Source organism: Acrocarpospora phusangensis, from assembly GCF_016862995.1.
GTDB lineage: Bacteria > Actinomycetota > Actinomycetes > Streptosporangiales > Streptosporangiaceae > Acrocarpospora > Acrocarpospora phusangensis.
Genome location: NZ_BOOA01000018.1, coordinates 75,761 through 88,954 on the forward strand (window position 1 = coordinate 75,761; position 13,194 = coordinate 88,954).

Annotated in this window: 9 protein-coding genes; 5 read left to right on the forward strand and 4 right to left on the reverse strand. The window is 71.9% G+C overall.

The window, feature by feature from the left end; genetic code table 11:
- Nucleotides 1-10: 10 nt before the first annotated feature.
- On the forward strand, nucleotides 11-2,854 hold the full coding sequence (locus tag Aph01nite_RS13445) for an ATP-binding protein (protein WP_204041182.1): 2,844 nt from the start codon (nucleotides 11-13) through the stop codon (nucleotides 2,852-2,854).
- A gap of 15 nt (nucleotides 2,855-2,869) precedes the next feature.
- Here the strand turns inward: Aph01nite_RS13445 and Aph01nite_RS13450 are convergent, their stop codons facing one another.
- The 3 genes from Aph01nite_RS13450 to Aph01nite_RS13460 form a co-directional block, all read right to left on the reverse strand.
- Nucleotides 2,870-4,357, reverse strand: coding sequence for a flavin monoamine oxidase family protein (locus tag Aph01nite_RS13450; RefSeq protein WP_204041183.1), 1,488 nt, complete (start codon nucleotides 4,355-4,357; stop codon nucleotides 2,870-2,872).
- 78 nt (nucleotides 4,358-4,435) lie between these two features.
- Nucleotides 4,436-7,249, reverse strand: a complete 2,814-nt coding sequence (locus Aph01nite_RS13455) for a hypothetical protein (protein ID WP_204041184.1) — start codon at nucleotides 7,247-7,249, stop codon at nucleotides 4,436-4,438.
- Nucleotides 7,250-7,723: 474 nt separating this feature from the next.
- Nucleotides 7,724-8,551: a beta-keto acid cleavage family enzyme gene (locus tag Aph01nite_RS13460; protein ID WP_204041185.1), complete on the reverse strand. Its 828-nt coding sequence runs from the start codon at nucleotides 8,549-8,551 to the stop codon at nucleotides 7,724-7,726.
- 123 nt (nucleotides 8,552-8,674) lie between these two features.
- On the opposite strand from Aph01nite_RS13460, the gene kdd reads away from it, so the two are divergent.
- Genes kdd through kal form a run of 4 tightly spaced genes read left to right on the forward strand, consistent with a single transcriptional unit; the run spans nucleotide 8,675 to nucleotide 12,394 of the window.
- Nucleotides 8,675-9,703 carry an L-erythro-3,5-diaminohexanoate dehydrogenase gene (gene kdd, locus Aph01nite_RS13465; RefSeq protein WP_204041186.1) on the forward strand — a complete coding sequence of 343 codons (1,029 nt, stop codon included), beginning with the start codon at nucleotides 8,675-8,677 and terminating at the stop codon, nucleotides 9,701-9,703.
- Nucleotides 9,700-11,229, forward strand: coding sequence for a lysine 5,6-aminomutase subunit alpha (gene kamD, locus Aph01nite_RS13470; RefSeq protein ID WP_204041187.1), 1,530 nt, complete (start codon nucleotides 9,700-9,702; stop codon nucleotides 11,227-11,229). Before kdd ends, kamD begins: the two co-directional genes overlap by 4 nt.
- Nucleotides 11,226-12,008, forward strand: coding sequence for a lysine 5,6-aminomutase subunit beta (kamE, locus tag Aph01nite_RS13475; RefSeq protein ID WP_239161651.1), 783 nt, complete (start codon nucleotides 11,226-11,228; stop codon nucleotides 12,006-12,008). Before kamD ends, kamE begins: the two co-directional genes overlap by 4 nt.
- A gap of 11 nt (nucleotides 12,009-12,019) precedes the next feature.
- The gene (gene kal, locus Aph01nite_RS13480; protein WP_239161652.1) at nucleotides 12,020-12,394 is read left to right on the forward strand and encodes a 3-aminobutyryl-CoA ammonia lyase; all 375 of its coding nucleotides are present in this window, start codon (nucleotides 12,020-12,022) and stop codon (nucleotides 12,392-12,394) included.
- Here the strand turns inward: kal and Aph01nite_RS13485 are convergent.
- Entirely contained in the window at nucleotides 12,381-13,034 is a 654-nt protein-coding gene (locus tag Aph01nite_RS13485) for an SHOCT domain-containing protein (protein WP_204041189.1), read from the reverse strand. The two genes, kal and Aph01nite_RS13485, sit on opposite strands and share 14 nt — an antisense overlap.
- Between the last annotated feature and the right edge of the window lie 160 nt (nucleotides 13,035-13,194).

Below are 13,194 nucleotides of genomic sequence, written 5' to 3' on the forward strand. Positions count from 1 at the left end.
TAATGGACGTATGGGGGACGTATCCCACCATGTCCCGAATGGGGCTGGTGGGCCTGACTCCTCGGGGTCGTGGCCCGGCTGGCGCGGCCGTTCGCGGGAGTGGGGGCTCGTCGTCGGGTTGATCCGGGCGGCTCAGGTCGGCCGGGGTGGAGTCCTGCTGGTCGAAGGCCGGTCGGGCGCGGGGAAGAGCCGCCTGCTGGACGTGGCCGCCTCCGCCGCCGAGGACGCCGGCCTGGAGGTCGCCAAGGGCGTGGCCGACGAGCTGACGCAGCTGATACCGCTGGCCCCCCTGAAGTCGGCGCTCATGGAATCCGGGTGTGTCCTCCCCGCCGAGGAACTGGCCGGTCCGGCCGACCAGCGGTTGCTGTTGCTGGAGAACCTCCAGGAACCCCTGGAACGGCGGGTGGCCCGGGGGCCGCTGCTCCTGCTGCTGGACGACGTGCAGTGGGCCGACTCGATGACCCTGCTGGCGCTGCGGTCGATCACACGGGACCTCGCCTCGTACCCGCTCGTCTGGATGCTGACCCGCACCTGCGGCAGCGGCGACTGCCCCCGACTCGACCGCCTGTTCGAGGTGCTGGAACACGACGGCGCGACGCGGATCACGCTGGACGCGCTGGACGAGCACGCGGTGGCCGACGTCGTCACCGACGTGCTCGGGGCGCCGCCCGACCCGGACGTGCTGGCCCTGGCCGACCTTGCGGACGGCAACTCCTTCCTGCTCACCGAGCTCCTGGAGAGACTCCGGGGCGAGGGCGGGTTCCAGATCGCCGACGGCCACGCGCGGATGGTCTCGGCGCGGCTGCCCCAGGCCCAGGCGGTGACGCGGGAACGCCTGGCGGACCTGTCCCCCGGGACCAGGAACCTGCTCCAGACCGCCGGCGTCCTGGGCCGGTCGTTCTCGGTGAAGGACCTGGCCGAGATGCTCGGCGAGCCGACCAGCGGCCTGCTGCCCATGCTGGAGGAGGCCATGGCGGCGGGCGTCGTCGTCTCCGCCGGGCCCGAGCTGGCCTTCCGGCACGACCTGCTCTGGCAGGCCGTGGTCGGGAGCGTCCCCGCCCCCGTACGGCAGGCCCTGCATCGCGACGCGGGGGAGATGCTGCTCAAACGCGGCGGCTCCGCCGTACCCGCCGCCGCGCACCTCATCCACGGCGCCTGCCGGGGGGACGAGTCCGCGCTGCTCGGACTGGACCGGGCCGCGTGCGAGGTGCTGCGGTCCTCACCCCAGACCGCCGCCGACCTCGCCCAGCGGGCGCTCGACCTCAGCGACCCCGACGACCCCGGCTGGCTCGGCCGGGCCACCACGGCGGTCGACGCCCTGACGGCCATCGGGCGGCTGCCGGAGGCGGCCGACCTCGCCCGGGCCGCCCTCACCAGGGCGCCGCCCGCCGAGGCCCCCCGGCTGCGCTGCGCGCTGGCGAACATCCTGCTCCTCAGCGGACGTCCGGAGGAGGCGGTGTCGGAGGCGGAGAGCCTGCTCGCCCAGCAGGACATCCTGGACGACCCGCGCGGCATCGCCGAATGGGCCATGTTCTGGGGGCTCATCTGCCTGAACGACTACCGGAGGGGGCGGGGGCGGGCCGAAGCCGTGCTCGCCGACCGCGAGCGGCACGGCGACGCCGCCGTGGTCGGCGCCCTCCTCCTGCTCGCCCGGCTCGCCATCGTCGACGGGCGGGTCGCCGAGTCGTTCGAGCACCTGCACGAAGCCCTGCGGGTCGCCGGCGGCGGCGCCGTCGAAGCCATCCAGCCTCCGTACGCGCGGCTGCTGCTGAGCCTCAACTGCCGGGCCATGCGGCAGTTCGAGGACTCCGACATCGCCATCCGGGCCGCCGAGGAGGAGATCAAGGCCCACGGGCTGACCGTGCTCGCCGCCCAGCCCGCGCTGTTCCGCTCCGTGCTGAACCTGGCCGCCGGCCGCCTCGACGACGCCGCCGCCGAGGCGCAGGCCGGGCTGGCCATCGCCGACGAGCTGGGCACGCACGGGTTCGTCCGCGTCGGGGTGTCCATGCTCGCGCTCATCGCCATGCGGCGCGGCGACATCGACACCGCGGCCAGGTACATCGAGCGCTACCACGCCATCAAGGCCGCGCCCGGGATGCTGTTCGGGTCGGTCTGGGAACGGTGGGTGATCGCGACTGTGGCCGAGTCCCAGGGGGATCCCGACCGGGCGGTCGACATCCTCCACACCATCTACGTCGACAAGGAGGAGCGGCGCTGGGCGCTCATCACGACGCCGCTCATGGCCGCCTGGATGACCCGGCTGGCACTGGCCACGGGCAACCGGCCGTACGCGCAGACCATCGTCGACACGGCCGAGTCCCTGGCCAGGAACAATCCCGACTACCCCGCCATCGCCGTCACGGCCGCCCACGCCCGCGGCCTGCTCCACGGCGACGCCGACGCGCTGGCCGCCGCCGCCGACCAGCCGGAACCGTGGGCGCGCGCCTCCTGCGCGGAAGACCTCGGAGCCCTCCTGGCCACCGGCGCGGAGACCCGCGAGCAGGCCGTCACCTGGCTGGACCGGGCCCTCGACGGCTACCTGGACGTCGGCGCGCTCCGGGACGCCGCCCGCGTGCGCGCCCGGCTGCGCGGGCTGGGCGTACGCCGCCGCCACTGGGCGCAGCCGCAGCGGCCCGCCGCGGGCTGGAACAGCCTGACCGACACGGAACGCGCGGTGGCCGGGCTGATCGCCCAGGGCATGACCAACCGCCAGGCCGCCGCGCGCATGTTCCTGTCACGGCATACGGTCTCCACCCATCTCCGCCGGATCTTCGCCAAACTCGACATCGCCTCCCGCGTCGAGCTGACCCGCATCGTCGCCGAGGAATGCCCCTCCCTGCTCCACGACTCCTAGCTGACTCCTAGCGGCTCACTCCGCCGACTCGTGTACGGCTGTCGCCGCCCGCAGCCCCGACTCCAGCGCCCCCTCGATCCAGGCGTGCCAGAGGGAGCAGTGCTCGCCGGCGAAATGGATGCGGCCTTCCGGTTTGAGGATGTCCTCGTGCAGGCCGGACTGCTGCTGCGGCTCGAACAGGGCGAACGCGCCGGCCGCCCACGGGTCGTCGTACCAGGAGTGGCTGACGCCGAACTCGAAGGTGTCGTTGATCTCCGGGTGGACCTTGGCCACGTCTTCGAGGGCCTGCTGGATGCGGCGCTGCTCCGACATGGCGCCCCAGCGGAGCGCGTCCTGGCCCCAGGTGTAGCTGGCCAGCAGGATCGCGCGGTCCTCCCGCGGGTCGGAGTGGGACGGGTAGCAGATCCGGCGGATCGGCAGGTCGGTGACCGTGGTCCCGCCGACGATCCGGTCGGTGCGCTCCCAGAAGCGGCGGCGCACCTGGAAGAGGATCTTCGTGGAGGCGTTGTAGTGGAGCTCGCGGATGGCGCGCTGCTTGCCCCGCGAGAAGGCCGGGCTGATCTCGATGTCGCGGAGCACCGAGAACGGCACCGTGCAGATCGCGTAGTCGGCGGTGAGCGTGGTCTGGCCGGTCGTCGTACGCACGTGCAGGCGCACCTCCCGGTCGTCCTGCTCGATGGCGTGCACCTCGTGGCCGAACCGCACGTGGTCCTTGATCTCCCGGTAGAAGGCCGTCGGCAGCAGGTCGGAGCCGCCGGTGATCTCCTGCATGTCCTCGAAGGCGCGGCCGATGATCTCCCGGAACTGCTCGATGACGGCCGCGTTCAGGTTGGCCTCGCGGAAGCTCATGATCCCGTAGAGCTCGATGGCGCCGGTCGAGAAGCCGCGTTCGCGGAGGAATGCGCGGATGGAGTAGCGGTCGTACTCGGCGCAGAGGCGGTCCAGGGCGTGCTCGCCCTCCTGGGCGTACAGCTCGTGGATCTCGGCGGTGGCCTCCCGCCACAGGTCCGCGTAGGTGCGGCCGCGCTCGTGCGGGGCCAGGTCGAAGTCGAGCAGGTCGGGGTCGGCGTTGAGCTCGCCCATGGTGAGGCGTTTGCCCTGGATGTAGGCGAGCGTGTGGGGGTTGTCCATCACGAACGGGCGCAGTTCCAGCCCGAACCGGTGGCAGTACTCCAGGGTCAGGTCGTGCACCCGGGGGACGCGCATGGCGCCGGCCTCCGCGTACAGCCCCGGGGCGAAGCCGCGCAGGGTGTGTACCCGGCCGCCCACCCGGTGCTGCGCCTCCAGCACGGTCACCTGATGCCCGCGACCGGCCAGCTCGTATGCGGCGACCAGCCCGGCCATCCCGGCGCCGATCACTAGCACCCGTTTGGGCGCGGCCCCGCCGGGGAGCCCGTGGGTCGCCATGGCCACCAGATCGGGGGAGACCCGTACGCCCGGGTCAGGTTGGGGAGCACCCGCCGCGACGAGGTCGGCGGAGGCGGGAGCGGGGAGATCCCTCATACGCGCAGCGTCCTTCCTTGGAGGAGCCCGACGGTCATCCAGTGTACGCGCACGATTACGTTCGGTGATATCCCCCGGTCAGGGTTGCCGCGTGGGCTGAGCCGTCTCGCTGATCGTCGGCAGCGGCGCGATCGCGTTGTTGACCAGCGCCGTCGTCACCGCGGTCCCGGCGGCGATCACCACCGCGGTCAGCGGCGCGGCGACGGCGCGGGCGCTCCGCACACTGCGCACCCGCCCCCACGGCTCGTCGGCCAGGCGCAGCAGCCGCCACTCCCAGAAGAGCCCGAGCCCGAGGCAGACCACGGCCAGGTTGCCCATCGAGAGCAGGGCGCCGATGACCACCTCGACCGGCGTGGGCAGCGGGGTGGAGAAGGCGGCCGGGTCGGCGGTCAGCGTGATCACGAGCGAGTACAGGTGCGTGGGGAGCGTGACGACCACGGCGGCGAGCAGGAGGAACAGCGACTTGCTCAGCGGCTGGTCGCCGCGGACCCGGGGATAGAAGAAGCCGAAGATCGCGCACATCAGGGGTGCGATCGCCGCGGTCGCGAGGACGGACAGCAGTTCTTCGCCCGAGTTCGTCTGGATCGCCCTGGCGGTGGTGAACGGGACGGACAGCACCAGCCCGGTCCCGAAGGCGATGACGGCCGCCTCCCAGGGGGTACGGCCCGCGGCGGTGGCCAGAGCCAGGTCCGAGTCGATCGGCCCGGTGACGTCGTCGCTCGCCCTGAGCAGGGTGCGCCGCTGTTTCTCGAAGACCGCCAGGGACATCTCACCGGTGGCGATGCGGCTGCGGCCCTGACGTAGCAGGTCGGTGAGGGCGAGCCGGGCGAAGCGGCGGCCCACCAGCGCTCTGACCAGCGATCGGTGCTGTTCCGGCGTGATGTCGGGCTCATTCTTCGCGCGGCGCGAGGAAGATCCTGACAGCAGCCACAGGACGGCGCCCCACATGATCACGATGGTGAGGTCGCTCGCGAATCCGGGCGTGACCTGGGACAGGAACAGCGCCAGCGTCATCGTGGCGTACGCCTCGCCGAGGAAGACGGCGGCGGGGACCTGCCCCAGCCGTCTGAGCCGCAGCACCAGCATCACGACGAGCAGGGCGAAATGGAGCAGCAGGACGGAGCTGACGTACCACTCGAGGAGGGAGGGCAACTGTTCCGAGGTGGTGCGGTCCGGGGAGAACGTCGATCGCACCCCCGTCAGGCTGACGCCCAGGAGCGGGATCAGGGCCGCGGCCGACCACAGGAGCGTACGCGTCGACCACCGGCCGGTCGCCACCGACAGGCCGCCGAACACGAGCACGACCACTTCCAGGCCCGCGAGCATGGCCAGGGCCACGTAACCGGGAGCGAGCCCGCCTTGGGCGGCCCGGGCGGTCAGCAGTACTCCCGCGCCCAGGGAAACGGCCGCGACCGCGGGAGCGTACGGGCGCAGCCGCCGCAACGCCGTCGCACCGGCCGCGACGGCCAACACGACGGCAACCCACCAGGGAACCGGCGTCACGAGGAGCAGACCTGACCCTGTCAGCACGGCTCCCGCCAGCCCGGCGGCGATCGACAGCAGCGTGAACGTTGAACCAGGCCAGGGAGGAGGGCCGATCCGCCGTGCCGCCATGGTGAGCACGAGGGCCGGCAGGCACCCCAGCAGCAGTAGGCTCAGGAACAGCACCGACTCCAGCGACAGATCCCAGATCTGGAGAAGGACGGCATAGAGGACCACGGCCCAGATCATCAGGAAACGGTTGTCCCAGCGCCGCCACCAAGCCGCTCCGAGCGACCGCGCGAACGTCCAGGCGACTATGAGCAGCGCCAGAAAGCTGAGCAGCCCGGTCGCGGCATCGACCGGCCACGGCAGCGAACTCGCATACAAATCAGGTCTGTCGGGATCCGTGATGACGTCGCCCAGCAGATCCCCGGCGAGATAGGCGGCGGCCAGATACCCGGAGCTGGACGGGCCGTCGCCGAAGACGGCACGGGCGATCCGCGTTCCGTCGAAGCGCAGGCTTTCGCGGTCCAGCGCGGTGGGCGTGACACCCGTGACTCCCGTCAGCGTCAGACCGGGCGCGGTCACGGTGACGTCGTGGGTGGCCGGGCGGGAGACCTCGCCGTCGGGCGTGGGAGGCCAGAAGGTCAGCCGGAAGATCCGGTCACCCTCCCAGCCGGATTCGGAGTAGCCGACGCCGGTCGCCGTGACGACGACCTGGCCCGAGTCGGGATCCGACCGGAGGACGGGCATGTCGAACTCGATCGGATAGTACGCGCCGTCGGAGAAGGGATCCACCTCGCCCAGGCGTTCCGCCACGAAATCGGTCGGCTCCGTCAGGGCCGCGCCGGTGCGCAGCAGGGTCACATCCGGGTCGTCGGCACGCAGCCGCCATTCGTGGGTAACGGCGATCCTGACGTTGATGTCGCTTTCGGGCTCCTCCGATCGGGCCCGGAACTCCTCCTGGACCGCACCTCTCGACAGGGTGGTCACGGTCACTCGCGTGACGGCGGAGAGACCGCGGGCGGGCGGAATCCCGCCCTTCGGCGGGACCACCTCGAACGTGGCGCGGCCGGTCCTGCCGTCCACCGCGCATTTGGCGCGGACCTCGTAGACACCGGGCGGCACGCTGCTGTCGAGTTCGATGGTTCCGGTGGCCAGCCTGCCGGATTCCCCCAGTGAGATGGAGTAGGAGAGGGCCTGCGACACCACCGTCGCCATCCCCTGCCGGCACTCCGCGCTCACCGTAATCTCGGAACCCTGCACGACCTTCGCGGGTCTCACGTCCATGACCAGCGGATCGGGGGAAGCTTCGGAGTCGGGTACGGCTTCCGCCTCCGGCTCGGCGGACTCGGTCACCTGGGGCAGGGGAAGCCGGAAGACCGCTACCGCCCCAGCGGTCACGATCATTGCGACCACTGCGGCGACGATCAGAAGCCGGGCCCGCGGAATCCGCACAAGCCGATCATTAACGCACCCACCCCCGCCACGTCCAGCCCCGCGATCACAGCCGTTCCAGAGACGGGGCAGGAGCCCTGACTTCCTCGCGTGGAGCCCGCCGAGCGCATCCCGCGTGGCGGTCACCGGCCGTCACGGTGGCGGCGAAGCCATGCCCGGCTCCGATCACCGGCCGCCGCCGCGGGCGGGAAGTCACGTCAAGTGCCGGGCGCTCGCGCTGGCCGCCATGGCGATCGGCGGCGGCTGCCGCCGCGGGCGGGAAGTCACGTCTAGTGCCGGCCGTGCGCGTGGCCGGGCACTCGCCGGTGGCGGGGGCGCTGCCGCCGCGGGCGGGAAGTCACGTCGAGCGCCGGGCGCTCGCGCTGGCCGCCATGGCGATCGGCGGCGGGTGCCACAGCGGGCGGGAAGTCACTTCAGGTGCCGGGGTCATTCGGAATGGAGGCCGAGGAAGGTGCGGGCGGCGGTGGGGGTCATCGGGGGGCGTTGGGCGAGGGTGGCGGCGGTGGCGGCGCGGGTGACGAGTTCGGCGTTGTCCTTGACCGGGCGGCCCTTGGCGAAGGTGAGGGTGTCCTCCATGCCGACGCGCAGGTGGCCGCCGGCGGCGAGGGCGGCCAGGAGGACCGGTAGCGAGGTGCGGCCGATTCCGGTGGCGGACCAGGTGGCGCCCTGCGGGAGGGCGCGGATGGCGGCGGCGACGGTGGGGAGGTCGCCGCCGAAGCCGCCGGGCACGCCCATGACCAGGTCGCAGTGGATCCGGCCGCCGTGGGGCGGGCCGTACGCGGCGAGGAGGCGGTGGAGGGTGGCGATGTGGCCGAGGTCGAAGAGCTCGAACTCGGGGACGACGCCCTTCTCCTGGGTGGCCTGGTAGAGCTCGGTCATGAAGCCCCACGGGTTCATGAAGACGTCGTCGCCGAAGTTGACCGTGCCGCAGGTGAGCGAGCAGGCGTCGGGCCCGGCGTCGAGGACGCGCAGGCGGTCCTCGTACGGGTCGGTGACGGCGCCGCCGGTGGAGAGCTGCACGATCAGCGAGGTGCGCTCCCGGAGCGCGGCGACCGTGTCCTTGAGGCGGCCGAGGTCGAGGGTCGGCCGGGCGTCGTCGTCGCGGATGTGCACGTGGATGACGGCCGAGCCGGCCGCCTCGCAGGCGACGGCGGTGGACACCAGTTCGTCCAGGGTGACCGGCAGGGCCGGGGTCACGGCCTTGTCCGCCTCGGCTCCGGTGGGGGCGACGGTGATGAGGGTCGCGGCAGTCATGTGCCAGATATTGCCTGCTTGCGATGGGGTGGGACAAGATGTTTCCCTGAGTCTCGACTCAGGAATCGGATTTTCCCCCCGGGCTGGAGGACGGTGAGCATGCGAGAGCCGGGCGATTCGCCAATGGCTGTTCCCCGCGAAGACGGCGGGTGGACCGCCTCGCCGGTCGGGCTGCACCGGGTGCTGTCCCCGGCCGGCGTGCTGCCGCAGGCGGCGGAGCGGCTGGACGCCTCACCGGGACTCTGGCCGGGCGAGGTACGCATCCGCGTCGAACGCCTCAACCTGGACGCGGCCTCCTTCCGGCAACTGTCCGAGACATACGGCGACGGCGTCCGCGCGGAGGTCCTCGCGATCATCGAGGCGCGCGGCAAGATGCACAACCCGGTCACCGGCTCCGGCGGCATGCTGGTCGGCGTCGTGGACGAGGTCACGCCGGAGTCGCCGCTCGGGCTGAAGCCGGGCGACCGGGTCGCGACGCTGGTGTCGCTGACGCTCACGCCGCTGCGGATCACCGACGGCCTCGCCCGCTGGGACGGGAGGTCCGAGCAGGTGCCCGCCGAGGGCCACGCGATCCTGTTCGCCCGCTCGATCGCCGCCGTGCTGCCCGAGGACCTGCCGATGCCGCTGGCGCTGTCGGTCATGGACGTGTGCGGCGCGCCCGCCCTCACCCGGCGGGTGGTCACCCCGGGATCGGTGGTGGCGGTGATCGGGGCGGCCGGGAAGAGCGGCTCGCTGTCGCTGGCCGCCGCCCGCCGGGCCGGAGCCGCGAAGCTCATCGGAGTCGTCCCGCACGCCCGCGAAGCCGACGCGCTCACCGCGGCGGGCCTCGCCGACGAGGTGGTCGTCGCGGACGCGCGGGACCCGGTCGCGCTCGCGGCGGCCGTGGGCACGCCCGCGGACGTGACCGTGGTCTGCGTGGACGTGCCCGGCTGCGAGCACGGCTCCATCCTGGCCACCCGCGACGGCGGAACCGTGGTCTTCTTCTCGATGGCCACCTCGTTCAGCGCCGCCGCGCTCGGCGCGGAGGGGCTCGCCGCCGACGTCACCATGCTGGTCGGCAACGGATACGCCCCCGGCCACGCCGACCTGGCCCTGGACCTGTTCCGCGCCGAGCCCGGGGTGCGCCGGCTCTTCGAAGGGAGGCACGCGTGAGCAAGCTCGGCCTGGATCCGGCGGTCGTGGCGAAGGCCAGGCGGCTGGCGGCGCGCGCGGCCGAACCGATCATCGAGATGGCCAGGACGCACACCACCGTGTCCGTGGAGCGCGCCGTGCTCCGGCTGGCCGGGGTGACCGGCGCGGACGCGGACGGCACCCCGTGGGTGAACCGGATCGCGGACGCCGTACGGGAGCAGGTGGGGCTGGAGCACGGGGTCGCGCTGCCGGTGTTCCACGCGCTCCGGGAGCATCAGGACCCTCGGGAGCTGGTGCGCGCGCGGTTCGAGGTGCCCGAGGGGGCGCATGCCGTACGGGCCGGGAAGAGGGCGCGGGAGGCGGTGGCGCGCGGGATCGCGCGGATCGACGCGAACCGGGCCGAGCGGGACCGGCTGCTGGGCAAGCACGGCGATCCGGACCCGCCGTGGGTCTACCTGATCGTGGCCACCGGGGACATCCACGAGGACATCCCGCAGGCGCAGGCGGCCGCCCGGGAGGGCGCGGACGTGATCGCGGTGATCCGCTCGACCGGTCAGTCGCTGCTGGACTTCGTGCCGGAGGGCGCGACCCGGCAGGGGTACGCCGGGACGTACGCCACGCAGGAGAACTTCCGGCTGATGCGCGCCGCGCTGGACGAGGTCTCCGGCGAACTGGGCCGGTACGTGCGCCTGACCAACTACGCCAGCGGCCTGTGCATGCCCGAGATCGCCACCCTGGCCGGTCTCGAACGCCTCGACATGATGCTCAACGACTGCATGTACGGCATCATCTTCCGCGACATCAACCCCAAGCGCACCTTCATCGACCAGCGCTTCTCCCGGCAGATCCACGCCCGCGCCGGCATCGTCATCAACACCGGCGAGGACAACTACCTGACCACGGCGGACGCCGTCGACGCCGCGCACACTGTGATCGCCTCCCAGCTGCTCAACGAGCGCTTCGGCCACGAGGCCGGGCTCGCCGACGCCCAGCTCGGCCTCGGCCACGCTTTCGAGATAAATCCGGATTTGCCGGACTCGTTCAGGTTGGAGCTGGCCCACGCGCAGCTGGTCAGGGAGCTGTTCCCCGACGCCCCCCTCAAGTACATGCCGCCCACCAAGCACATGACCGGCAACATCTTCGCCGGCTACCTGCTGGACGCGTTCTTCAACCTGGCCGGGGTGCTGACCGGCCAGTCGATCATCCTGATCGGCATGATGACCGAGGGCATCCACACGCCCTGGCTCTCCGACCGCGACCTCGCCCTGGAGAACGTGCGCTACGTCCGGCGGGCCGCGGGCGCGCTCGCCGAGGACTTCCACCCCGCGCCCGGCGGCCTCATCGTCGAACGCGCCCGGCGGGTGCTCTCCGAGACCGTCGACCTGCTCGACCGTGTCGCCGACGACGGCCTGCTCAACGCCATCGCCGACGGCGTCTTCGGGGTGACCCGCCGCCCCGCCGACCGCGGCAAGGGCCTGGACGGCGTGATCGTCCAGGCCGACGGCTACTACAACCCGGCCACCGAGATCCTCCAGGAGCGCCCGTGACCGTCTCCGTCGACACGATCAAGCAGATCATCCGCCCCTACGGCGACACCACCGGCGACGCCATGGTGCAGGTGTCCTTCACCCTGCCCGTCCCGCACGGCCCCCGCGCCGAGTCGGCCGCCCTGCAACTGGCCGGCAAGATGGGCCTGGACCCGGCCACCGTCGTGCACAGCAAGCCGATGGGCCCCGACTTCACCTTCTTCATCGTGTACGGCAAAGCCACCCACCTCATCGACTACGCCGGCATCGTGGTCCCCGAAGGCCGCGAATATCCGCTGCTCACCCCGAAACAGGTCAACCTGGCCATCAAGAGCGTGCTCGGGCGCAAGCTCGTGGTCGTGGGGGCGTGCATCGGCACCGACGCGCACACGGTCGGCATCGACGCCATCCTCAACGTGAAGGGCTTCGCGGGCGAGAAGGGCCTGGAGTACTACCGGGAGATCGAGGTGCACAACCTGGGGGCGCAGGTCGAGGTGGCCGAACTCGTCGCGCGGGCCAAGGAGGCCGACGCCGACGCGGTGCTCGTGTCACAGGTGGTGACGCAGAAGAGCGCCCACATCCACAACACCAAGCAGATGGCGGCGGCGTTCGCGGACGCCTACCCCACCTCGGTGACCGGCGGGCTCGGCCGGCCGCTGCTGGTGGCCGGCGGGCCGAGGTTCGACACCGTGAGGGCCGCCGACCTGGGCGTGGACCGCATCTTCGGAAAGGGCACCACCCCGGGCGAAGTGGCCAGCTATTTGGTGGCCGCGCTGGTCCCGTCCTGGAGCCCAGAATGAAGGAGCCCGGAATGAGGGTGACCCATCGGCGGTACGTGCCGTACTCGCACGCGCACTACGGCGGGGCGCTGGTGGACGGCGCGTACGTGCTCGGGCTGTTCGGGGACGTGGCCACCGAGGTGTGCATCCGGATGGACGGGGACGAAGGGCTGTTCGCGTCCTACTCGGACGTGCGGTTCCTCGCGCCCGTACGGGCCGGGGACGTGATCGAGGTGAGCGCCGAGGTGACCAGGGTCGGCAACCGGAGCAGGACGCTGGCGTTCGAGGCGCGGGTGGTCTGCCGGGCCAGGCCGGACCTGTCGGAGTCGGCGGCGGAGGCCCTGGACACCCCGATCGTGGCGACGACCGCGACCGGGGTGGTGGTCGTGCCGGTCAGCCCTGGTTGAGCGCCTCGTCCTTGAGCCGGTCGAACTCCTCCTCGGTCAGCGCCCCGGAGGCGCGCAGCGCGTCGAGCTGGGTGAGCCGCTGGATCCGGGCGTCCACCTCGGTGCGCGGGTGGCGCAGGCTCGCCGACAGGGCGCGCAGGTCGTCGAGGATGACCGGGTCGTCGGGCTTGTCCGGGTCGTACGCGACGGTCAGCGCGGTGCCCTGGGGGAGCGGGGTCAGGGTGCGGTAGCGGAACTCCAGGCCGGGCACGTCCGGCACCTGGACGGTCAGCCGGTAGACCTGGTTCCCGTTGACGCGCGAGGCCGTCGGCCGCGCGTGCGCGACGACCGCCCGCGCGGGCACGCCGTGCTCGCGCAGGTAGTCCTCCCGCCTGCCGCGCCTGATCCAGCGCACCGCCAGGTACGCGGCGACGCCCAGCATGATCGAGCCGACCGACGAGAAGACGAGCGCCAGGACCATGTTGGCGGTCTCGCCCTCCAGGCAGGTGGTGTACCTACCGGTCAGGTCCCGGCAGGTGAAGCCCGCGTCGGCGTTGTCGAGGACCAGCCAGCGGTAGGCGAAGAAGGCGCCCAGCGGCAGGCTCCACAGGGCCTGGACGAGGACGGCCACGACGATCCAGAAACGCGCTCTCTTGGGCATGCGCGCAGACTAGTTCGCTCGAATATCACGAAGGTAGGCCCAGCCACCCTAATCGTGCGAAAGGGTGAATGCCGTAGTCGAGGTCCCACAAGAACCGCGGTGGAACTCTGTGATTTCGCTCCCGGTGTGGCGCACGAACTTACGGTACCGTAGGTTAAGA